The sequence below is a fragment of the Sphingomonas guangdongensis genome (assembly GCF_900199185.1).
Classification (GTDB): Bacteria; Pseudomonadota; Alphaproteobacteria; order Sphingomonadales; family Sphingomonadaceae; genus Sphingomonas; species Sphingomonas guangdongensis.
This window is the reverse complement of sequence record NZ_OBMI01000003.1, coordinates 867,433-887,844: the sequence shown is the minus strand read 5'-3', so window position 1 is coordinate 887,844 and position 20,412 is coordinate 867,433. Positions and strand designations below refer to the sequence as shown.

21 protein-coding genes are annotated in these 20,412 nt (G+C 69.1%); 7 read left to right on the top strand and 14 right to left on the bottom strand.

All coding sequences use genetic code 11. The features are described from left to right. Nucleotides 1-15: 15 nt before the first annotated feature. The 5 genes from CRO12_RS16455 to CRO12_RS16435 all read right to left on the bottom strand — a co-directional run bounded on the left by CRO12_RS16455 (nucleotide 16) and on the right by CRO12_RS16435 (nucleotide 4,545). Nucleotides 16-1,731 (bottom strand): DUF1800 domain-containing protein, encoded by a 1,716-nt coding sequence (locus tag CRO12_RS16455; RefSeq protein WP_097064988.1) that lies wholly within the window; start codon nucleotides 1,729-1,731, stop codon nucleotides 16-18. A gap of 299 nt (nucleotides 1,732-2,030) precedes the next feature. After that, nucleotides 2,031-2,564: a 30S ribosomal protein S9 gene (gene rpsI, locus CRO12_RS16450; RefSeq protein ID WP_097064987.1), complete on the bottom strand. Its 534-nt coding sequence runs from the start codon at nucleotides 2,562-2,564 to the stop codon at nucleotides 2,031-2,033. After that, entirely contained in the window at nucleotides 2,564-3,043 is a 480-nt protein-coding gene (gene rplM, locus CRO12_RS16445; protein WP_097064986.1) for a 50S ribosomal protein L13, read from the bottom strand. The genes rpsI and rplM overlap by 1 nt, the downstream gene beginning before the upstream one ends. Before the next feature lie 156 nt (nucleotides 3,044-3,199). After that, nucleotides 3,200-3,514, bottom strand: a complete 315-nt coding sequence (gene cutA / locus CRO12_RS16440; protein WP_097064985.1) for a divalent-cation tolerance protein CutA — start codon at nucleotides 3,512-3,514, stop codon at nucleotides 3,200-3,202. After that, nucleotides 3,511-4,545 (bottom strand): COX15/CtaA family protein, encoded by a 1,035-nt coding sequence (locus tag CRO12_RS16435; RefSeq protein WP_097064984.1) that lies wholly within the window; start codon nucleotides 4,543-4,545, stop codon nucleotides 3,511-3,513. The genes cutA and CRO12_RS16435 overlap by 4 nt, the downstream gene beginning before the upstream one ends. Nucleotides 4,546-4,628: 83 nt before the next feature. Here CRO12_RS16435 and CRO12_RS16430 point away from each other — a divergent pair, with 83 nt between their 5' ends. Further along, entirely contained in the window at nucleotides 4,629-5,096 is a 468-nt protein-coding gene (locus CRO12_RS16430) for a Fur family transcriptional regulator (protein ID WP_097064983.1), read from the top strand. Here CRO12_RS16430 and CRO12_RS16425 read toward each other — a convergent pair. After that, entirely contained in the window at nucleotides 5,093-5,626 is a 534-nt protein-coding gene (locus CRO12_RS16425) for a GNAT family N-acetyltransferase (RefSeq protein WP_425443039.1), read from the bottom strand. The genes CRO12_RS16430 and CRO12_RS16425 overlap by 4 nt on opposite strands. 39 nt (nucleotides 5,627-5,665) lie before the next feature. Here CRO12_RS16425 and dxs point away from each other — a divergent pair, with 39 nt between their 5' ends. Continuing rightward, on the top strand, nucleotides 5,666-7,588 hold the full coding sequence (gene dxs / locus CRO12_RS16420; protein WP_097064982.1) for a 1-deoxy-D-xylulose-5-phosphate synthase: 1,923 nt from the start codon (nucleotides 5,666-5,668) through the stop codon (nucleotides 7,586-7,588). Nucleotides 7,589-7,615: 27 nt separating this feature from the next. On the opposite strand, the gene CRO12_RS16415 is transcribed toward dxs, so the two are convergent. Next, nucleotides 7,616-8,263 carry an RBBP9/YdeN family alpha/beta hydrolase gene (locus tag CRO12_RS16415; RefSeq protein ID WP_097065144.1) on the bottom strand — a complete coding sequence of 216 codons (648 nt, stop codon included), beginning with the start codon at nucleotides 8,261-8,263 and terminating at the stop codon, nucleotides 7,616-7,618. A gap of 195 nt (nucleotides 8,264-8,458) precedes the next feature. Between CRO12_RS16415 and recN the strand changes: the two genes are divergently transcribed. Continuing rightward, nucleotides 8,459-10,117 carry a DNA repair protein RecN gene (recN, locus tag CRO12_RS16410; protein ID WP_097064981.1) on the top strand — a complete coding sequence of 553 codons (1,659 nt, stop codon included), beginning with the start codon at nucleotides 8,459-8,461 and terminating at the stop codon, nucleotides 10,115-10,117. Between the two features lie 9 nt (nucleotides 10,118-10,126). Here the strand turns inward: recN and CRO12_RS16405 are convergent, their stop codons facing one another. Together CRO12_RS16405 and purB are read right to left on the bottom strand one after the other, a co-directional pair. Further along, the gene (locus CRO12_RS16405) at nucleotides 10,127-11,434 is read right to left on the bottom strand and encodes a UDP-glucose dehydrogenase family protein (protein WP_097064980.1); all 1,308 of its coding nucleotides are present in this window, start codon (nucleotides 11,432-11,434) and stop codon (nucleotides 10,127-10,129) included. Nucleotides 11,435-11,524: 90 nt separating this feature from the next. Continuing rightward, nucleotides 11,525-12,838, bottom strand: a complete 1,314-nt coding sequence (purB, locus tag CRO12_RS16400; protein ID WP_097064979.1) for an adenylosuccinate lyase — start codon at nucleotides 12,836-12,838, stop codon at nucleotides 11,525-11,527. 175 nt (nucleotides 12,839-13,013) lie between these two features. On the opposite strand from purB, the gene CRO12_RS16395 reads away from it, so the two are divergent. The 3 genes from CRO12_RS16395 (at nucleotide 13,014) to CRO12_RS16385 (ending at nucleotide 15,815) form a co-directional block, all read left to right on the top strand. Further along, entirely contained in the window at nucleotides 13,014-13,496 is a 483-nt protein-coding gene (locus CRO12_RS16395; RefSeq protein ID WP_097064978.1) for an EF-hand domain-containing protein, read from the top strand. A gap of 118 nt (nucleotides 13,497-13,614) precedes the next feature. Next, nucleotides 13,615-15,372, top strand: coding sequence for a DUF885 domain-containing protein (locus tag CRO12_RS16390; RefSeq protein ID WP_245858561.1), 1,758 nt, complete (start codon nucleotides 13,615-13,617; stop codon nucleotides 15,370-15,372). A gap of 122 nt (nucleotides 15,373-15,494) precedes the next feature. Then, a complete protein-coding gene (locus tag CRO12_RS16385; RefSeq protein ID WP_097064977.1) occupies nucleotides 15,495-15,815 on the top strand; it encodes a hypothetical protein in 321 nt (106 codons plus the stop codon). Nucleotides 15,816-15,853: 38 nt separating this feature from the next. Here the strand turns inward: CRO12_RS16385 and CRO12_RS16380 are convergent, their stop codons facing one another. The 3 genes from CRO12_RS16380 to tgt all read right to left on the bottom strand — a co-directional run bounded on the left by CRO12_RS16380 (nucleotide 15,854) and on the right by tgt (nucleotide 18,266). After that, entirely contained in the window at nucleotides 15,854-16,858 is a 1,005-nt protein-coding gene (locus tag CRO12_RS16380; RefSeq protein ID WP_097065142.1) for a cell wall hydrolase, read from the bottom strand. An 89-nt stretch (nucleotides 16,859-16,947) separates the two neighbouring features. Continuing rightward, nucleotides 16,948-17,136 carry a hypothetical protein gene (locus CRO12_RS16375; RefSeq protein ID WP_097064976.1) on the bottom strand — a complete coding sequence of 63 codons (189 nt, stop codon included), beginning with the start codon at nucleotides 17,134-17,136 and terminating at the stop codon, nucleotides 16,948-16,950. Between the two features lie 2 nt (nucleotides 17,137-17,138). Continuing rightward, on the bottom strand, nucleotides 17,139-18,266 hold the full coding sequence (gene tgt, locus CRO12_RS16370; RefSeq protein WP_097064975.1) for a tRNA guanosine(34) transglycosylase Tgt: 1,128 nt from the start codon (nucleotides 18,264-18,266) through the stop codon (nucleotides 17,139-17,141). 56 nt (nucleotides 18,267-18,322) lie between these two features. Here tgt and CRO12_RS18395 point away from each other — a divergent pair, with 56 nt between their 5' ends. After that, complete coding sequence (locus tag CRO12_RS18395; protein ID WP_245858560.1) at nucleotides 18,323-18,937, top strand: cupin domain-containing protein; 615 nt, start codon at nucleotides 18,323-18,325, stop codon at nucleotides 18,935-18,937. On the opposite strand, the gene CRO12_RS16360 is transcribed toward CRO12_RS18395, so the two are convergent. Continuing rightward, nucleotides 18,934-19,866, bottom strand: coding sequence for a cation diffusion facilitator family transporter (locus tag CRO12_RS16360; RefSeq protein WP_097064974.1), 933 nt, complete (start codon nucleotides 19,864-19,866; stop codon nucleotides 18,934-18,936). The genes CRO12_RS18395 and CRO12_RS16360 overlap by 4 nt on opposite strands. 13 nt (nucleotides 19,867-19,879) lie before the next feature. Beyond that, nucleotides 19,880-20,371, bottom strand: a complete 492-nt coding sequence (locus tag CRO12_RS16355; protein WP_097064973.1) for an EF-hand domain-containing protein — start codon at nucleotides 20,369-20,371, stop codon at nucleotides 19,880-19,882. Nucleotides 20,372-20,412: the final 41 nt, after the last annotated feature.

Sequence of the window (20,412 nt, the reverse complement as noted above, 5' to 3'; positions counted from 1 at the left end):
GTTCCGTCTCCCTTGTCAGCGATCGACCAGGAACAGCGGGCTGGTGCCGACGATGTAGAGCATCATCTGCGCCCGGCGCCGCGCCTGGAGCGAGGGATTGGCGTTGGTGATCGCAGCCGCGGCGGCCCGGAGGGCGGCCTTCTGCGGCTCGGTCATGGCGTTGGCGAGCATCAGCAGGTTGATGCGCTCGATCGCGGCATCGACCTCCAGCGCTTCCCACGTCGCCCATTGCGTGCTGCTGCCGGCCCAGCCAGGCAATCCGGGATTGTTGGTGAACTCACCGCGTGCCTGGTCACCGGACACCGTCCAATTGTAGACCAGGTTGTGCAGCCGCACGACGTTGGCGGTCGTCATCAGCTTGGACGCCGGGCTCTTCAGCACCGGGTTGCCGCTCAGCGGATAGTCGAGCGGGTAGAAGTTGAACACCGACGGGCTGCGGAAGACCGGCTGGAGCACACCGCCATCCTGGGTCACGAAGGCGTAGCCGTCGGTCGACATGCCGACGACGCGCATCAGGGAGGTGAGCAGCAGGATCGGGTCTTTGACCTTGCCGTCGGTCGAGCCCGTGCGAACGGGCCCGCGCGCCTCCGCATCGGTCAGGATCGCGCGCACCACCGCCTTCATGTCGCCGCGCACGCCGCTGCCGTTGTCGGCGAAGCGCGCGGCGACGCGCCCGACATAGGCCGGGGACGGGTTGGCGGTCACGAGGTGCTGGATCAATGCCTTCGACACGAACGGCGCCGTCGACGGGTGGGTGAAAGCGGTGTTGACCGCGGCGGCGACGCTGTCCTGCTGCGCGGCACCGGCCGGTACGGTCGTGCCCATGAAGGTCTTCACGCCCGTGTCGTATCGCGCGGGGTTCGGTACCATCGGGCTCGCGTAATCGCGCGCGTTGCCGTCGGTGATCGCCGCGCCGTTCAGTCGCGCGTAGGTCCAGCCGGTGAGCGCGCTTGCGACCCCCTTGATGTCGTCGGTCGAATAGTTGGGGATCGCGCCGCCGGTCGCGTCCAGCCGCCGGGTGCCATCCATGTTGAGCTGGTCGGGCCCGATGCTGAACAGCTGCAGCATCTCGCGCGCATAGTTCTCGGACGGAGCGGACTTGCTGCTGTCCGCCATGTCGAGATAGTCGCCCATGTAGCCGCTCATCGTCACCTGCATCAGCAGGTCCCGGTAGTTGCCGAGCGCGCCGTCGAGCAGGATCTGCTGGAAGGCGGCGATGCCGGCAGTGCGGTTCACCTCCGTTTCAGACGCAACCACGATCTGCGACAGGGCGAAGGCGACCCGCTGGCGGAGCTGGTCGGGAGCGACCATCGCGTCGGCGTAGAAGCGCATCGCAACCGGCTCGCGGCTGAAGAACTTGCGGTTGCAGTTGAGGTCGCCCATCCCCGCGCCGGCCGAGCAGTAGTTGCCGAGGACGGCGGTGCTGCCGGCGATGTCGGCGTAGCGGCTGCCGGTTGCAGCGAACTGCTCATCGATCCAGCCATTGATGCCGAGGGTGACGATGCGGTCGACGATCTCCTGCGTCGGGCCAAAGGTCGCCTGCTTGGCGAGTCGGACGGCATCGGTGGTTGAGGGCGGGGTGGGCGTGGGTGCCGGCGTCGGCGTCGGGGCAGGCGTGACGGAAACCAGCCCACCGCCGCTACCCGATTTGCCGCCGCCCCCGCACGCGGTGAGCGTCGCAAGCGCCAGCCACGATGCCGCAACCATACCGCGGACACGAACACGTTCCATTGTCTTGCCGTCCCCCCGCCACGCCCCCCGGCGCGCCGGCCCTAGCCATCATCATACCGGCAAGAGGGTTAACGACCAAGCCAAGCTCTCCCCTAAACGATTGTTTAGCTTGGCGTCTGGTCGCGTGACGAACACAGCCTGTCGGAAAAGGGTGTGTGCGGAAACGAGAAAGGGCAGCCCGTTGCCGGGCTGCCCTTTCGATCGGTTGAGGGCCGTGTTTACGTCGGACGTGACTGGCTCCGCCGATCACGCCGCTTGGCAAGCCGTGTCCGGGGATCGCTTGCGCGATCCCCCGAAACTTAACGCTTGGAGAACTGGAAGCTGCGGCGGGCCTTGGCCTTGCCGTACTTCTTGCGCTCCACCGTGCGGCTGTCGCGGGTCAGGAAGCCGGCGGCCTTGACCGGCGACCGCAGCACCGGCTCGTAACGGGTGATCGCCTGGGCGATGCCGTGCTTGACCGCGCCGGCCTGGCCCGACAGGCCACCGCCCTTGACGGTGCAGACAACGTCATACTGACCCTCGCGACCGGCGACGCCGAACACCTGGTTGATGACCAGGCGCAGCGTCGGCCGCGCGAAGTAGATCTCCTGGTCGCGGCCGTTGACCGTGATCTTGCCGGAGCCGGGCTTCAGCCACACGCGCGCAACGGCATCCTTGCGGCGGCCGGTCGCATAGGCGCGGCCGTACTTGTCGAGCTCCTGCGCGCGCAGCGGCGTCGTCGGTGCGGCGGGGGCGGGCGTCGCCTCATCCGTGCTGCCGGCGGTCGCGTCCGGGGCGGGCTGGCCCGCGGCGATGCTGCCGAGGTCGGAAAGGGACTGGCGATTGTCGGACATTATGCGCCCACCTTGTTCTTGCGGTTCAGGGCCGCGACGTCGAGGACTTCGGGGTTCTGCGCCGAGTGCGGGTGCTCGGTGCCGGCGAAGATGCGCAGGTTGCGCATCTGCTGACGGCCCAGCGGACCGCGCGGGATCATGCGCTCAACCGCCTTCTCCAGCACGCGCTCCGGGAAGCGACCGTCCAGAACCTTGTCCGCGGTGATCTCCTTCAGACCGCCAGGATAGCCGGTGTGCTTGTAGTACACCTTGTCCGTGCGCTTCTTGCCGGTGAACTGCACCTTGTCGGCGTTGATCACGATGACATTGTCACCGCAGTCGACGTGCGGCGTGAAGCTCGTCTTGTGCTTGCCGCGCAGCAGGTTCGCGATGATCACCGCGGCGCGGCCGACCACCAGGTTCTCGGCATCGATCAGATGCCACTTCTTCTCCACCTCGTGCGGCTTGGCCGACTTGGTGGTCTTCATTAGCGCCTTCATGGGCTACGGACCTTCCCGGAATGGAACGCGCCGCCTGGGTGGACCCGGGCGGCGCGGATGCGGCCATTTGCTGCCTTGATGCGGAAAAGTCAAGCAAAGCGCGGCTTTGCTGATGGGTACGATAATACCGGATGCATCTTGTCACGGTAGCCCGGATCAGCGCGTGCTCTCCTCGACCCAGGAGCGCACCGCAGGATCGACCTCCGCCGCCGTCGTCTCAATCACCGGCAGCTCATAACTGTGCCGCTTCAGGATCGCGGCGGCGAGCGCGCGGGCGCGCATGCCCGTCGTTTTGAATGTCGCCGGTACTTCGCGGCCCCGCTCGACGGCGCCGTTCCAGCGATAGATCGACCGGCATGGCTCGCCGATCGTCACGCACGCCGCCAGCCGCTCGGCGATCATGTCCGCCCCGATCCGCTCCGCCTCGGCCGCGTCGGCGAAGGTCACCTGTACCAGCGCAATGCTGTTCACGCGCGCCCGCGCCCGATCGCGTGCGCGCCCGCGACAGCCGCGATCAGCAGCAGCGCGCCGACCAGCTGGTGCAGCGCAGCCAGCCAGATCGGCACGCCCGCCATCACCGTCGCGATCCCGAGCAGTATCTGGGTGCCGACGCTCGCGTGGATCAGCACGGAGGCGCGGCGATCGCCGCTGCGCTTCGCGGCGCGCGCGAGCAGCATCAGCGCGGCAAAGGCGACAAACGCCCACCAGCGATGGATCCAGTGAACAAGGAAGGGATCGTTGATCGCGGCGTCGAGCAGTTTGCGCGCGCCCAGCACCTCGCCGGGAAAGGCGCGGCCATTCATCAGCGGCCAGTCGTTCGCCGCCAGGCCGGCGTTCAGCCCGGCCATCAGCGCGCCGTAGATCAGCTGCAGGAACAGGATCGCGAGCGCCGCGGCAGCGACGCCGGTCAGCCGCGCCGGCCGCTCCCGCCGCTTGCCCAGCCCGCTGAGGTCCTGTGCGGTCCAGACGATCCCGGCGAGGATCAGCAGCGCGACGTTGAGGTGAACGGCCAGCCGCACGTGACTGACGTCGGTCCGCTCCGCGAGGCCGGAGGTCACCATCCACCAGCCGATCGCCCCCTGCAACCCGCCGAGCGCCAGCAGCGCGACCAGGCGCGGACCGTAGCCGGCCGGGATTGCCCGCCGGATCGCGAACCAGATGAGCGGCACCGCGAAGGCGATGCCGATCACGCGGCCGAGCAGCCGGTGGACATACTCCCAGAAGAAGATGCCCTTGAACTGCGCGAGCGTCATGCCCTGGTTCAACTGCTGATACTCGGGGATGCGCTGGTATTTGGCGAACTCGGCCGCCCACGCCGCGTTGCTGAGCGGCGGCAGCGTGCCCGTGACCGGCCGCCATTCGGTGATCGACAGCCCCGATTCGGTCAGGCGCGTGATCCCGCCGACGACCACCATTACGACGATCAGGGCGGCAACGGCGTACAGCCAGCGCGCGACAGCGAGCGGGCGGGCGGTGGTGGGTTGGAGCGGCGGTGCAAGCATCGCAGGCCCTACTAGCGCGTACACGCGCGCGCGTCGACCAACGCTCGCTTGCCGCCACCCCTCCGTCCGCCTACATCCAGCCCATGGCCGCGCACGATCATCAGGAGCACCACGGCACCGACCTGGCCGAGGCGGCGGAGCGCGCGCTGGTAAAGGCGGGCGAGCAGTGGACGCCGATGCGTGCGCAGGTGTTCGCCGCGCTGTCCGGCTTCCGCAAGCCGGCGAGCGCCTATGACATCGCCGAGGCGGTGTCGAAGTCCCAGGATCGGCGCGTTGCCGCCAACAGCGTTTACCGCATACTCGACCTGTTCGTCGGCGCGAACCTGGCCCGGCGGGTGGAGAGCGCCAACGCTTATGTGGCGAATGCGCACCCCGACTGCCTGCACGACTGCATCTTTCTGGTCTGCGATGCGTGCGGCGTCACCACCCACATCGACGACGACGCGATCACCCGTCGGGTTCGCGCAGCGGCGAGAGGTGCCGGGTTCCAGCCAGTGCGCCCGGTCATCGAGGTCCGCGGCACCTGCGCGGCTTGCGCCGGAGCGAGCTAGAGCGTCTTGCCCATCCGCGCGCCGGGGACGGGGAGGCCCGCTGGCGCCATCGCTGCGACCCGCTCGATCACCGCATAGCCGCACGCCCGATACAGCGGCTCGCCCGCGAGCGTCGCCATCAGCTCGGCCCGCGCGAAGCCCGCACGCCGCGCCGCCCCTTCGCACGCCGCCAGGATCGCACGGCCGACCCCCTGCCGCGCGTGAGCGGGGTCGGTGTACATCGCCCTGATCCGCGCCGGTTCGCTTGCCGGATCAAGCAGCCGCGGGTCGCGTGCGATCGCGCTCGTGCTGCCGCCGTACAGCGTCGCCCGCCGGCTCCACCCGCCACAGCCGATCGGGCGACCGTCCAGCTCCACCAGGTAGTAGGTGCCGTCGGCGATCAGCTGCGGATCGAGCCCCATGCTGAGCCTGCTCGCCGCGACCTGCGCGGGTGAGAGGAAACCGGCCTGAAGCTCGGCGATCGCGCGGTCGATCAGCCCGGCCAGCGCCGGCTCGTCGGCTGGGCTCGCCAGTCTGGTACGGTGTTGTATCAATCGACAGGGTTCCTCCGCTGAGATACAGGGTGGAGGATGTCCGATCTTCCCACCACGCCGCTGCTCGACACGGTGGCCGTACCCGACGATCTTCGCAAGCTCGCACCACGGCAGCTTCGCCAACTCGCCGACGAGCTGCGCAGCGAGACGATCTCCGCGGTCGGGCACACGGGCGGGCACCTGGGCTCGGGCCTCGGCGTCGTCGAGCTGACCGTCGCGATCCACTACGTCTTCAACACGCCGGCCGACCGGCTGGTGTGGGACGTCGGGCACCAATGCTACCCGCACAAGATCCTGACCGGTCGGCGCGACCGCATCCGAACCCTGCGCCAGGGCGGCGGTCTCAGCGGCTTCACCAAGCGGTCGGAGAGCGAGTACGACCCGTTCGGCGCGGCGCACTCCTCCACCTCGATCTCGGCTGCGCTCGGCTTCGCCATCGCCAACAAGCTGTCGGGCGCGGACGGCAAGGCGATCGCCGTGATCGGCGACGGCTCCATGTCCGCCGGCATGGCCTATGAAGCCATGAACAACGCGGCCGCCGCCGGTAACCGGCTGGTCGTGATCCTCAACGACAACGACATGTCGATCGCACCGCCGGTCGGCGGCCTTTCCGCCTATCTCGCGCGGATGGTGTCCTCCAGCGAGTACCTCGGCCTCCGCTCCGCCGCCTCCAAGATCGCGGCCAAGCTGTCCCGCCGCGTCCACAAGACCGCCGCCAAGGTGGAGGAATACGCCCGCGGCATGGCGACCGGCGGCACGCTGTTCGAGGAGCTAGGCTTCTACTACGTCGGCCCGATCGACGGGCACAACCTCGACCACCTGATCCCCGTGCTGGAGAATGTTCGCGACGCGAAGGAAGGTCCCGTCCTGGTCCATGTCGTGACCAAGAAGGGGAAGGGCTACGCCCCGGCCGAGGCGTCGGCCGACAAGTACCACGGCGTCCAGAAGTTCGACGTGATCACCGGCGCGCAGGCGAAGGCACCGCCAGGGCCGCCCTCCTATCAGAACGTGTTCGGTGACCAACTGGTTCGCGAGGGTGAGCGCGATCCGACGATCGTGGCGATCACCGCCGCGATGCCGTCGGGCACCGGCGTCGATCGCTTCGCCAAGGCGTTTCCGGATCGCGCCTTCGACGTCGGCATTGCTGAGCAGCATGCCGTCACCTTCGCCGCGGGCCTCGCCGCGCAGGGAATGCGGCCGTTCTGCGCGATCTACTCGACCTTCCTCCAGCGCGCCTACGACCAGGTCGTCCACGACGTCGCCATCCAGAACCTGCCGGTCCGCTTCGCGATCGACCGCGCCGGGCTGGTCGGGGCGGACGGTGCGACCCACGCCGGCAGCTTCGACGTCACCTACCTCGCGACGCTGCCCAATTTCGTGATCATGGCCGCGGCGGACGAGGCGGAACTGGTCCACATGACCCACACCGCCGCGTGCCACGACACGGGGCCGATCGCGCTCCGCTACCCGCGCGGCAACGGCACGGGCGTGGCGCTTCCAGCGGTTCCCGAGCGGCTTGCGATCGGCAAGGGGCGGATCGTGCGCGAGGGCAAGAAGGTGGCCATCCTGTCGCTCGGCACCCGACTGGGCGAGGCGCTCAAGGCCGCCGACGCGCTGGAGGCGAGGGGCCTGTCGACCACCGTCGCCGACCTGCGCTTCGCCAAGCCGCTCGACGAGGATCTGATCCGTCGCCTGCTCACCACCCACGAAGTCGCCGTGACCGTGGAGGAGGCGGCGGTCGGCGGGCTGGGCGCCCATGTGCTGACCTTCGCGAGCGATGCCGGTCTGATCGATGCCGGGCTGACGCTGCGAACCATGCGCCTGCCCGACCTGTTCCAGGATCAGGACAAGCCGGAAGCGCAGTATGACGAGGCGCGACTGAACGCGGAGCACATCATCGATACGGTGCTGAAGGCGCTACGCCACAACAGCGACGGCGTGCTGGAGGCGCGCGCCTGAACGCCGCGGGACGTTGGTGCGTCCGGGTCAGGAGAGGGTTGGCCGCTGTTCGGCAGATACCGACAGCCGCGCCGCGAGCAGCGCGCGGCCCTGCGTCGGGTTGTGCGCCAGTCCCGCCATGTCGATCAGCTCGGCGAGCAGCGCCTGCCCCTCGCTCCAGTCCCCGACGCCGCTCGCCGCGTTGATGTGGCCGAGCGCGCCGACCGAGAAAAGGTGGCTGCCCCACTGATTGGCGAGCGCGCGCGCGCGGCCCTCGCTGATCCACGGATCGTCCGTGCTGGTCACGAGCAGCGACGGGAACGGCAGCGACACCGTCGGCGCGGGCGCGAAGCCGGTCAGCTCGGGCGGCGCGTCGGCGCGGTCGACGTCGGCAGGCGCGACCAGCAGCGCCCCTGCGACCGGCCAGCCATAGGGCTGCCCCGACAACGCCGCCCACCACGCCACCGCCTGACACCCGAGCGAGTGCGCAACGAGGACAACGGGTGCCTGCGCACCGCGGATCGCCTGGTCGAGCTTCGTCACCCAGCTGTTGCGGTGCGGCGTGTCCCACATGCCGAGCTCGGCGCGCACCACTTCGGCGCGCTGGCGCTCCCAGAGCGTCTGCCAGTGAGTCGGCCCGGAGCTTCCGAGTCCGGGCACCGTCAGGATCGTCGGCATCGAGGCAGCTTGCGTCATGCGCTTCACTCCACTGGTTCATCGCCCCGTGCGGGCCGACCCGAACCACCAACGCCTGTATAATTCCTAGTATCCGAGTAGGTAATCCTTGCTGCGCCCGAATGACGAAGATTCCCGCCGAACTGATATCGCCGAAGCGGCCCGGCCGCTTGGGGCTTTCCAGACCGCCGTCCGGCGTGGCAAGGGGCGGAACATATGCTGACCGCGCTCTCCATCCGCGACGTGGTGCTGATCGAGGCGCTCGACCTCGACTTCGCCGCCGGGCTCGGTGTGCTGACCGGAGAGACGGGGGCGGGCAAGTCGATCCTGCTCGACGCATTGGGTCTGGCGCTCGGTGCCCGCGCAGACAGCGGGCTGGTCCGCCACGGCGCGGCTCAGGCGAGCGTCACCGCGACCTTCGAGCTGCCGCCTGGACATGCCGCCGGCGCGGCGCTGGCTGACAATGGGACGGAGATGGAGCCGGGCGAGCCGCTGATCGTCCGTCGGCTCGTCAAGGCCGATGGCGGCAGCCGCGCCTTCGTCAACGACCAACCGGTTTCGGCCGGGCTGCTGCGCGAGCTCGGCAGCCAACTGGTCGAGATCCACGGTCAGCACGACGATCGCGGCTTGCTGAACCCGCGCGGCCACCGCGCGCTGCTCGACAGCTTCGGCCGGATCGACGTGGGGCCTGTCTCCGCCGCTCACCGTGCCTGGCGGGAGGCGCAAGAGGCTTTGGCGACGGCCAGAGCGGAGACTGAGGTCGCGGCTCGCGACCGTGAGTGGCTGGAGCACTCGGTCGCCGAACTCGACGCGCTCGCGCCCGAGCCGGGCGAGGAGGAGGGTCTGGCCGAGCGCCGCCGCGGCATGCAGCGCGCTGAGAAGATCGCCGGCGACCTGACCACCGTCGATACGCTGCTCTCCGACAGCGACGGCGCGGTCGCCGGATTGCGCCAGGCGGCGCGCGCGCTGGAGCGGGTGGCGGAGGATCACGAGGCGCTCGCCGAGGCGTTGCAGGCGATCGACCGCGCGCTGATCGAGGCGTCGCTCGCCGAGGAGAAGGTGGCGGATGCGGCGCGCGCGTTGTCCTTCGATCCGCGATCGCTGGAGGCGGATGAAGAGCGCCTGTTCGAACTACGCGGCATGGCCCGCAAGCACCGGGTCCAGCCAGACGGGTTGGCGGCGCTTGCGGATGAGCTGCGCGGCCGGCTCCATCGGCTGCAGGGTGGCGAAACCGTCATCGCGGCATTGGAGGCGGCGGTTGCGGCGGCTGGCACGCGCTATGTCGCGGCGGCGGCCGCGCTCACCGACGCGCGCATCGCCGCGGCTGCCCGGCTCGACGCGGCGGTCGCCGGCGAGTTCGCACCGCTGAAGCTGGATGCAGCCCGCTTCCGCACGGCAGTCGAGCCGCTCGGCGAGGATCAGTGGACCGCGAGCGGGCGGGACCGGGTCGAGTTCCTGGTGTCGACCAACCCGGGCGCGCCGTTCGGGGCGCTGACCCGGATTGCGAGCGGCGGCGAGCTGTCCCGCTTCATCCTGGCGCTCAAGGTCGCGCTGGCGGAGGAGGGCGGGGCCGAAACGCTGATCTTCGACGAGATCGACCGCGGCGTCGGCGGCGCGGTCGCAAGCGCGATCGGCGAGCGGCTGGCGCGCCTGTCGGCAACGGCGCAGCTGCTGGTCGTCACCCACAGTCCCCAGGTCGCGGCGCGCGGTTCCGCCCACCTGCTGATCGCCAAGAGCAGCGACGGCACGGTCACGCGCACCGGCGTCCGCCGCCTGGACGACATGGAGCGGCGCGAGGAGATCGCGCGGATGCTCTCGGGCGCCGAGGTGACGGCGGAGGCGCGGGCGCAGGCGGGACGGCTGCTGGCGGCCTAGGCCTTCGCCTTAGGACTTGCCGATCCCCGTGACCCGCAGCCCGGCCCGCTCCACCTCGTCGCGCGGGTAGATGTTGCGTAGATCAACCAGCGTCGGCGACGCCATCGCGGCGGCGATCCGCTTCAGGTCCAGCGCGCGGAACTCGTCCCATTCCGTCACGATCACCAGCGCGTCGGCGCCGTCGGCCGCGGCATAGGCATCGGTCGCGAAGGTGACGTCCTTCAGCATCGGCCTGGCCTGCTCGATACCTTCGGGGTCGTAGGCGCGGACGGTGGCTCCCGCATCCTGCAACGCCTGGATCACGGAGAGGCTCGGCGCATCGCGCATGTCGTCGGTGTCGGGCTTGAAGGTGAGCCCAAGCACGCCGACCGTCTTGCCACGCGCGTCGCCACCCATTGCCTTGATGACCTTGCGTCCCATCGCGCGCTTGCGGGTGTCATTGACGGCGACGGTCGCCTCGACGATCCTGAGCGGCACCTCGGCATCATCGGCGGTTTTGAGCAGCGCCAGCGTGTCCTTGGGGAAACAGGATCCGCCGTAGCCCGGGCCGGCGTTCAGGAACTTGCGCCCGATCCGGTTGTCGAGCCCGATCCCGCGCGCGACCTCCTGCACGTCGGCGCCGACCTGCTCGCACAGGTCCGCGATTTCGTTGATGAAGGTGATCTTGACCGCGAGGAAGGCGTTGGCCGCGTACTTGATCAGCTCGGCGGTACGCCGGCCGGTGAACAGGACCGGGGCCGACTGGTTGAGCGAGAGCGGGCGATAAATCTCGGCCATGACGGCGCGCGCCGCCTCGTCGTCGCTGCCGACCACCACGCGGTCCGGCCGCTTGAAGTCGGAGATCGCCGCGCCCTCGCGGAGGAACTCGGGATTGGACACGACCTTGGCGCCCGACTGCGGCGCTAATTCCGCCAGAATGCGCTCGACTTCGTCCCCGGTGCCGACCGGCACGGTCGACTTAGTGACGATGACGCTTGGCCGGGTCAGGTTCTCCGCGATCTCGCGCGCGGCGGCGAAAACGTAGGAGAGGTCGGCGTGGCCGTCGCCGCGTCGCGAGGGCGTGCCGACCGCGATGAAGATCGCATCCGCGTCCTTGACCCCTTCCGCCAGGTTGGTGGTGAACGCCAGCCGTCCGGCCCGGACGTTGGTCGCCACCAGCTCGGCGAGACCCGGCTCGTAGATCGGCATGATGTTGTCGTGCAGCGCAGCGATCTTGCGCTCGTCCTTGTCGACGCACACCACGTCATGCCCGAAATCGGAGAAGCAGGCGCCCGACACCAGCCCGACATAGCCCGTCCCAATCATCGTGATACGCACGTCTCACTCCCGAATTCGCTGAATCGCGGTTGCTCAATTGTCATGACCGTCGCAGGCGAGCCTCAACGCCGCCGCACCGTTCAAGGAATGTCAGTCGCCGAACACGCGCGCGAAGATCGTGTCAACCTGCGCGAAGTGGTAGCCGAGGTCGAAGCGCGCTGCGATTTCCTCCGGCGAGAGCGCGGCCGTCACCTCGGGATCGGCCTGGAGCAGTTCCAGCAGCGACAGCGCGCCGTCCGATTCCCAGACCTTCATGGCGTTGCGCTGGACCAGACGATAGGCGTCCTCGCGGCTGACGCCGGCCTGCGTCAGCGCGAGCAGCACGCGCTGCGAGTGGACCAGCCCGCCCATTCGGTCGAGGTTGCGTGCCATGCGCTCGGGATAGACCACCAGCTTGTCGATCACCCCCGTCAGCCGCGCGAGCGCGAAATCGAGCGTGATGGTGGCGTCCGGCGCGATGTAGCGCTCCACCGACGAGTGGCTGATGTCGCGCTCGTGCCACAGCGCGACGTTCTCCAGTGCCGGTGTCACATAGCCGCGGACCATGCGGGCGAGCCCGGTGAGGTTCTCCGTCAGAACCGGATTGCGCTTGTGCGGCATAGCCGACGAGCCTTTCTGCCCGGGCGAGAAATACTCCTCCGCCTCCAGCACCTCCGTCCGCTGCAGGTGCCGCACCTCTGTCGCCAGCCGCTCGATCGACCCGGCGATCACGCCCAGCGTCGCGAAGAACATGGCGTGGCGGTCGCGCGGTATCACCTGGGTGGACACCGGCTCGACGGCGAGGCCGAGCTTGGCCGCGACATGCGCTTCCACCGCCGGATGGATGTTGGCGAAGGTGCCGACCGCCCCTGAAATGGCGCAGGTCGCGATCTCCGCCCGCGCGGCGACCAGCCGGGCACGGCAGCGGCTGAACTCGGCATAGGCCTGCGCGAGCTTGAGCCCGAAGGTCACCGGCTCGGCATGGATGCCGTGGCTGCGCCCGATCGTCGGCGTTAGCTTGTGCTCGACCGCACGCCGCTTGATCGCCGCCAGCAGCTGATCGAGGTCGGCGAGCAGCAGGTCGCTTGCCCGTGCGAGCTGCACCGCCAAGCAGGTGTCGAGCACGTCCGAGCTGGTCATTCCCTGGTGCATGAACCGCGCCTCGTCGCCGACCTGTTCGGCGACCCAGGTCAGAAAGGCGATGACGTCATGCTTGGTGACCGCCTCGATCGCGTCGATCGCCGCGACGTCGATCGCCGGCTCGGTCGCCCACCAGTCCCACAGCGCCTTGGCCGCCGATGCGGGCACCACGCACAGGTCTGCCAGCGCTTCGGTCGCATGCGCCTCGATCTCGAACCAGATGCGGAAGCGGCTTTCCGGCGACCAGATGTCGGCCATGGCGGGGCGCGAGTAGCGCGGAATCATGTCTGGAGATCCTTTAAGCGGGGTGAATCGAGCCGTTAGCAGGGACGAAGCGTGCTGACAAAACTGGCATCGCTGGAACTGTCCCCCTAAATATACCGTTGTTGCCGACGAAGACGGGGAAGCAATTCCGTGAGTACCTCTAAGGTACCGCTGTCCGGCTAACAGGAGAATTATCATGTTGAAGATGGTTATGCTTGTTAGTGCACTTGCGATCTCGGCGCCTGTGATGGCGGAGGACACGCCGGTGCAGAGCGCGCCGCAGACGACATCGCCCGCGCAGCCAACCAATACTGACCCGGCCGCTGCGCCGACGGATGCGGGGACGGCCGCGACGGCTGCTCAGGCCACGCCAACGACCGACACCGCACCGGCGGCGCCCGCCCAGACCGGCGCGGCCGTGACCGGCGCCAGCCAGATCGCACAGGTCGTAGACACCGAGTTCCCGACCTATGACAAGAACGCGGACTCGAACCTCGACAAGACCGAGTTCGGCGCATGGATGGTGGCGCTGAAGAGCGCGAGCGATCCGTCGACCAAGGCGACCGATCCGGCAACCAAGACCTGGGTCAACGGTGCCTTCGCCTCGGCGGACACCGACAAGTCGAAGAGCGTGTCGAAGACCGAGCTGACGACCTATCTGTCGCAGGGTCAGGGCTAAGCGCTTCGCATTAGATTAAGCAGGTGGCCGGGGCGCAAGCTCCGGCCATTTCTTTGTGTAACTCGCCAGCCGCGCGGAGCCTTGTCACGGGCGCACCGCTTGCGGCAGCATCCTCGCCATGACGATCCGCCATCTTTCCGCGCTGCTTCTTCTGGGCGCCACACCGGCCGCAGCGACGCCGTCCCAGGACCTGCAGCAACTGCTTGCCGAGCATTGGACGGTGACCCTGCGCGAATCGCCGCAGCTCGCATCCTCCGTCGGCGTGCACGACTATGACACGGAGCTTGGCGACCCCTCGCTCGCGGCGGAGGACCGCCGGGCGGCGCAGTCCGCCGCCTTCCTGTCGCGCCTCCGCGCGATCCCGGACGAGGGTCTTTCGGGCATCGAGCGCACTAACAAGGCGATCCTCGCCCGCCTGCTGGCCGAGGATGTGGAGGCAAACCGCTTCGGCCAGCGCGCAATCCTGTTCACCAGCTACTCGTCACCCTGGCAGGGCATGGCCGGCCTCGGCGAGCGACTGGCGTTTCGTGGCAAGCAGGACTTCGCCAACTATCTCGCGCGGCTCGACAAGTGGCCGGCGGTCAACGATCAGCTGATCGCCATCACCGCAAATGCGATCCGCGACGGCTATGTCCAGCCCTGCGTCGCGCTCGCCGGCTTCGAGCGGTCGATCACCGGCGTGATCACCGCCGATCCGGCCACCTCGCGCTTCTACGCGCCGTTCCGCGGACCGCGCCCAGCCGACGCGAGCCCGGCGGAGTGGGCGGCGCTTCAGTCATCGGCCACCCGCGTCATCGCTGATCGCGTCAGCCCGGCCTATGCCAAGTTCGCGACCTTCTACAGAACGACCTACCTTCCCAAGTGCGCCCGCACCGTCGGCGTCTCCGCGCAGCCCGGCGGCAGAGCCTACTACGCCTTCCGCGTGCGGCAGCTGACGACCACCACCTACACGCCTGCGCAGATCCACCGCATCGGCCTGGACGAGGTCGCCCGCATCCGCCGCGCCATGACCGGCGTCGCAGTGGCGGCAGGCTATCCGACCCGCGAGGCGTTCGTCGCCGAGCTGCGCACCAACCCGCGCTACTACGTCAAGTCGCCGGACGAACTGCTCGCCGCCGCCGCGCTGGTCGCCAAGACCATCGATGGCAAGCTCCCCCAGCTCTTCCACCGCCTGCCGCGGCTACCCTATGGCATCCGCGCGATCCCGGCCGAGACGGCGGAGGGCACGACCACCGCCTACTATGGCCCGGGATCGCCACCCAACGGCCTAGCCGGCACCTATTATGTCAACACGTCGAAGCTGGACCAGCGCCCCTTGTGGGAGCTGCCGTCGCTGACCGCGCACGAGGCGGTGCCCGGCCACCACAACCAGATCGCGACCCAGCAGGAACTGGCCCTGCCGCCGCTCCGGACCCGGCTCGCTTCCTTCACCGCCTTCACCGAAGGCTGGGCGCTCTACGCGGAAACGCTGGGTGAGGAGATGGGCCTCTACGACACGCCGGAGAAGCGGATGGGACGCCTGAGCTACGACATGTGGCGCGCATGCCGGCTGGTGGTCGACACCGGGATCCACGCCCAGGGCTGGACCAAGGAGCGGGCGGTCGCCTTCATGCTGGACAACACGGCGCTCAGCGCGGCCAACATCGACGCGGAGGTCAACCGCTACATCAGCTGGCCGGGGCAGGCGCTCGGCTACAAGCTCGGCGAACTCAAGATCCTGGAGCTGCGCGCGCGGGCGCAAAAGGCACTCGGGGTCCGCTTCGATCTCGCGAGCTTCAACGACACGGTGCTGGAGCAGGGATCGGTGCCGCTCGACGTGCTGGAGCGACACGTGGATGCGTGGATAGCTGCCGGCGGCCCCAGCACGCGAAGCTGAACGCTCCCGACTGCCTGCGACAATGTTGCGACACATTGGCATGTCGTGCGGCACGGGTCTGACACAGACGCGTTCCATACCGCTCCTGTCCCCAGAGGGGCTGTGACCAAAGGAGCACGGACATGAAGACCTTTACGCTGATGATCGCAGGGCTGGGCATTGCCACCGCGGCCATTCCCGCTGTCGCCAGTGCGCAGAGCTGGCAGTCAATCAACGCCCGCCAGGCCAATCTCGATCGCCGGATCGACGTCGGCGTCCGCAATGGATCGCTCAGCCGTGTCGAGGCGCGCAACCTACGCAACGATTTTCGTCAGCTGACCCGGCTGGAGGCGCGCTATCGCCAGGGCGGCCTGTCGATCGGCGAGCGCCGCGACCTCGATCGCCGCTTCGACCAGCTGTCGCAGCGCATCCGCTACGAGCGCCGGGACCGCAACCGTCGCTGACGTACGCCTGGCCTCTCCTCCCGATCGGGGAGGGGAGGTCAGCGCAGCGGCTTGCCGCTGTCCTTCCAGCGATCAAGGATCTGTGACTCCGCCGGCGCGGCATAGGCGGCGCGCACCTCGCCGCTTTCCACATGCGCAGGCTGGACCGTGGCCGGGGCGGGCGGCGTTGCCGCGAGCAACGCCGCCGTCCGCGCGGCAACCGCGACGTCGATCGTCACCTGCTGGATTGGCGCGGCCGGCGCGTGCGGTTCCGGCAGCGGCTCTCCGCCGACGTAGCTGCGCGTGAAGGCGGCGGGGGTCCCCCACCATCCCTTCCAACGGTGGAACAGGTGCGCCCCGAACATGCCGGTCATCACCAGGCTGCGGTTCCACGCCGGGGTGACGGCGTAGGTGTGGTAGTGGGTCGCGAGGCCGACAGGGGCGAAGACCTGTCCGGCGAGCGCCCGCGCCGCCGCGCGGCGGGCACGCTCCCAGGGGACGCGCGCCGGCGCGCGGGCGAGCGCGCCATCGCAGGCAAAGCTGAACTGGCACCCACGCCGCTGCGATCCCTGGTAGACGACGCCGCAGACGCTGCCCGGGAAGGTCGGGTGCCGCACGCGGTTCAGGATCACCTGCGCCACCGCGGCCTGACCATCGTCGGGCTCGGTTGCCGCCTCATAGTAGATCGCCGTTGTCAGGCACTGCAGCGCCCGCGCCTTGTCGAGCGTCGTGCCACGCAGCATGAACGGTGCCGCCGGACGGATCGAGGCGTCGGCTTCTGCCAGAGCTGGCTGGACTCCCGCGGGAAGGTCTGGGAGGGCGACCGTGCCGGTGGCGCCGACCGTCGTCGATTTGCCATCATCGCCCGCTTCCTCGGCATACAGCAGGGCGGCGCCAGGAAAATGCTGAGGCTCGTCAGCGTCTTGCTGCGCTGTTATACGATTCGATGCAAGGTCCGGAGTTCGGCTGAGGCCCGCGTGCGCGGAGAAGCCGACGCCGGCAAGCGACACCAGCAGCGCCGCCGCTGCCCCACCTGCCTGCCTGTTGAACCGCACCCGCCTCATCAGCGCGCCCATAACGCGCTCGCGCGGCTGCCGCGCGCCCGATTTCAGTCGCGTCCCGGAACGGCACGCTCCGGCATCGCGCTAACGACTTACTTGTCGGCGTCCTTGTCGCTCTCGCGATTGGCATAGAGCAGCGCCGCGGCGACCGCGGCCGAACCGATGCCGACGCCCAGCCCGATTGCCTTTAGCGGCCAGCGCTTGTGCTTCTGTTCGTCTGCGCGCCGCGCCTTTGCGTCGGCGGCGGCCGCGACGATCTCGTTGGTTGGGGTGTCGTCCACGCTTACTCTCCTTGACCGCCGCGATAGGCCGCACGGAAGGCCGATGCAAACGCCGCCAACCGGCCCGCGCTTATCGCGGCGCGCAGGTCCGCCATCAGCTGCTGGTAGAACCACAGGTTGTGTTCGGTCATCAGCATGGCACCCAGCATCTCGCCCGATTTGACGAGATGGTGGAGGTACCCCTTGCTCCACCCCGCAGTGGGAGAGGCCGGGTCGAGCGGCGCCTGGTCCTCCGCAAAACGGGCGTTGCGGATGTTGATCGGGCCGTTCCGCGTGAACGCCTGTCCGGTCCGTCCAGACCGCGTCGGCAGCACGCAATCGAACATGTCGACGCCCCTCTCCACCGCGCCGACGATGTCGTCCGGCTTGCCGACCCCCATCAGGTAGCGCGGTTGTCCGGTTGGCAGCTGCGCGGGCGCGTAGTCGAGACACGCGAACATCGCCTCCTGCCCTTCGCCGACCGCGAGGCCGCCGATCGCGTAGCCGTCGAAGCCGATGTCGGTCAGTGCATCGGCCGAGGCGCGGCGCAGTCCCTCGTCGAGCGCGCCCTGTTGGATGCCGAAGATCGCGTTGTCCGCGGCATGCGCCTCCGCGCCGAAGAAGGCGTCATGGCTGCGTTTCGCCCAGCGCATGGAGCGTTCCATTGCCGCCGCCTGAACCTCTCGCGGGGAAGTGGTCGGCACCAGCTCGTCAAACGCCATGGTGATCGTGCTGCCAAGCAGCCGCTGGATCTCGATCGAGCGTTCGGGCGTCAGCAGGTGGCGTGACCCGTCCAGGTGCGAGCGGAAGGCGACTCCGTTCTCGCTGCGGGTGGTCAGCTCGGACAGGCTCATCACCTGATAGCCACCGGAATCGGTCAGGATCGGCCGGTCCCACCTCATAAAGGCGTGCAGGCCGCCCAATCGCGCGACCCGCTCCGCACCGGGCCTGAGCATCAGGTGATAGGTGTTGCCGAGGATGATGTCGGCACCGCCCGCGCGGACGTCGGCGGGCTTCATCGCCTTCACCGTCGCGGCGGTGCCGACCGGCATGAAGGCGGGGGTACGGATCTCGCCGCGGCGGGTGGCGATAATGCCGGTGCGGGCGCGACCATCGCTCGCCGTGATGGTGAAGTCGAAACGGGGAGGCATGCCGGCTGCTGTAGCGTTCGTGCAACGCGCGGCAAGGATCGGGCGTTGCGGGGAGCATGAGCGAGGAGAGCGACCGCCTGCGCGAGATGGCCGCGCATCAGGGCCTGAAACTGCGCACCTCCCGGCGGCGCAAGCCGGGCGGTGATTTCGGCCGCTACGGGCTGAGCGACGCCGCGGGCAAGGCGGTGTTTGGGATCGGTGAGGACGGGCTCGAGGCCACGCCGGCCGCGATCGAAAGGTTTCTGCGCGACCGAACCCGCTCGACGTGGCAGCGTTCGACCAAGGGATTGAAGCGGGTCAAGGCAACGCCTGCACCTGATCCACCACCGCCGCCACCGCCGCGGTTCCGCCCGACGATCGGAAATCTGTACGCGAAGCTGCCGTCCGCCAGGCGAGCGGAGGGTTTCACGGCGCTTATCGAGCGACCGGGCTGCAGGATCGAGCGGATCGTGTCCGCCGGACAGGTGACGCCCGCCGACACGCCCAAGGTTCAGCCGCATGACGAATGGGTCGTCGTCCTCGCGGGCGACGCGGGCATGCGGATCGCCGACTCTGACGAGGTGACGCTGCGCGCCGGCGACCACCTGCTCATCGCGGCCGATCAGCCGCACTGGGTGACGCGGACCAGCGCCGATCCGCCGACCGTGTGGCTGGCCGTCCACCTGGCCTAGTGGTGGTGCGGCTCGCATGGCTGCGCGTCGGCGAGCTCGATCTGGAGCGTCGTGTGACCGATCGCATGGTCGTGCGCTAGGCGGTGCTGCACCTCTGATAGGAAAGCATCGCCCGGATGACCACCGGGCATGACCAGGTGCGCGGTCAGTGCGTTCTCCGTCGTGCTCATGGGCCAGATGTGGAGATCATGTACCCGCGCAACGCCGGGTAGGCCGGCCAGCAGCGCGCGGACGGCGGCCGGATCGATGCTCCGCGGCACCGCCTGCAGCGCCATCACCAGCGCATCGCGGAGGAGGCCGGTGGTGCCGACCAGGATCACCGCCACGATCACCAGGCTGACGGCCGGATCGACCCAGCGCCAGCCGGTCGCGGCGATGACAATGCCGGCGATCACCACGCCCGTTGACACCAGCGCGTCCGCCGTCATGTGGAGGTAGGCGCCGCGGATGTTCAGGTCGCCGTGCCGCCCGCGCGCGAAGAGAAGCGCGGTCGCGGTGTTGACGACGATGCCTGCCGCCGCGACCCAGATCAGCGTGCCGGCCGCGACCGGTGGCGGGTCGGCCAGCCGCCGCACCGCCTCCCACAGGATCGCGCCGACCGCGAGGAGCAGCAGCACGCCGTTCGCAAGCGCGGCCAGGATGGATGAGCTTTTCAGCCCATAGGTGAAACGTCCGGAGGCGGGCCGCCTGGCGAGCGTCGCCGCGCCCCAGGCGACCAGCAGCCCGAGCACGTCCGACAGGTTGTGGCCCGCATCCGCCAGCAGCGCGACCGAGTGGGCGGCCAGGCCGAACCCCGCCTCCACCACGACAAAGGCGATGTTGAGCGCCGCGCCGATCGCAAACGCACGCCCGAAATCGGCGGGGGCGTGATGATGGTGCCCGTGCTCGCCGTGCTCGTGCCCGTGGCTGTGACCGTGGTGCGCGCCCATTGCTGCTCCGGGATCAGCGCCGCCGCCGCGAACGATCGCCGCCGTCCTCGCCGCCGCGCCGGCCCTCCGGCCGATCGCCGCGCGGGGCGCCCCGGATCGTCAGCAGCTCGGCGCGGGTGACCGCGCCATTCCTGTCCGCATCGACGCGGGCGAAGATCGCGGCCATCCGGGTCTCGAACTCGTCGACGCTGATCCGGTTGTCGCCGTTGCGATCGACCTCGAAGGGGGAGGGCAGCGCGTTCCGGTCGCCGAGCCAGCGCTGGGCCCAATCGGCATATTGTATGTAGCCGATCCCCGCCTCGCCCGCCGCCTGCCACGGCGGATCGGCCGAGGTGGTCTCCAGCACCGTCTTGCGCAGTTCGGGGAGGGTCGTGCGGCCGTCGCGGTCCTGATCGGCGAAGGCGAGGTACAAGGCAACCGGCTCGGCGACGATCGTGGAGACGGGCGGCCGATAGGGTTCCGGCGCGGGGGCCGCCTGTAGCGCGAGCAGGGCGATGATCAGCATGGCGCCCGCTGTAGCGCCTCCGTGCGCTCGGCAACAGCGGG

Bases quoted from the DNA above. Each gene is read 5' to 3' on its own strand.
- CRO12_RS16455 (WP_097064988.1), bottom strand. From the start codon at position 1,731: ATGGAACGTGTTCGTGTCCGCGGTATGGTTGCGGCATCGTGGCTGGCG.
- rpsI (WP_097064987.1), bottom strand. From the start codon at position 2,564: ATGTCCGACAATCGCCAGTCCCTTTCCGACCTCGGCAGCATCGCCGCG.
- rplM (WP_097064986.1), bottom strand. From the start codon at position 3,043: ATGAAGGCGCTAATGAAGACCACCAAGTCGGCCAAGCCGCACGAGGTG.
- CRO12_RS16435 (WP_097064984.1), bottom strand. From the start codon at position 4,545: ATGCTTGCACCGCCGCTCCAACCCACCACCGCCCGCCCGCTCGCTGTC.
- CRO12_RS16430 (WP_097064983.1), top strand. From the start codon at position 4,629: ATGGCCGCGCACGATCATCAGGAGCACCACGGCACCGACCTGGCCGAG.
- dxs (WP_097064982.1), top strand. From the start codon at position 5,666: ATGTCCGATCTTCCCACCACGCCGCTGCTCGACACGGTGGCCGTACCC.
- CRO12_RS16415 (WP_097065144.1), bottom strand. From the start codon at position 8,263: ATGACGCAAGCTGCCTCGATGCCGACGATCCTGACGGTGCCCGGACTC.
- recN (WP_097064981.1), top strand. From the start codon at position 8,459: ATGCTGACCGCGCTCTCCATCCGCGACGTGGTGCTGATCGAGGCGCTC.
- purB (WP_097064979.1), bottom strand. From the start codon at position 12,838: ATGATTCCGCGCTACTCGCGCCCCGCCATGGCCGACATCTGGTCGCCG.
- CRO12_RS16395 (WP_097064978.1), top strand. From the start codon at position 13,014: ATGTTGAAGATGGTTATGCTTGTTAGTGCACTTGCGATCTCGGCGCCT.
- CRO12_RS16390 (WP_245858561.1), top strand. From the start codon at position 13,615: ATGACGATCCGCCATCTTTCCGCGCTGCTTCTTCTGGGCGCCACACCG.
- CRO12_RS16385 (WP_097064977.1), top strand. From the start codon at position 15,495: ATGAAGACCTTTACGCTGATGATCGCAGGGCTGGGCATTGCCACCGCG.
- CRO12_RS16380 (WP_097065142.1), bottom strand. From the start codon at position 16,858: ATGAGGCGGGTGCGGTTCAACAGGCAGGCAGGTGGGGCAGCGGCGGCG.
- tgt (WP_097064975.1), bottom strand. From the start codon at position 18,266: ATGCCTCCCCGTTTCGACTTCACCATCACGGCGAGCGATGGTCGCGCC.
- CRO12_RS18395 (WP_245858560.1), top strand. From the start codon at position 18,323: ATGAGCGAGGAGAGCGACCGCCTGCGCGAGATGGCCGCGCATCAGGGC.
- CRO12_RS16360 (WP_097064974.1), bottom strand. From the start codon at position 19,866: ATGGGCGCGCACCACGGTCACAGCCACGGGCACGAGCACGGCGAGCAC.
- CRO12_RS16355 (WP_097064973.1), bottom strand. From the start codon at position 20,371: ATGCTGATCATCGCCCTGCTCGCGCTACAGGCGGCCCCCGCGCCGGAA.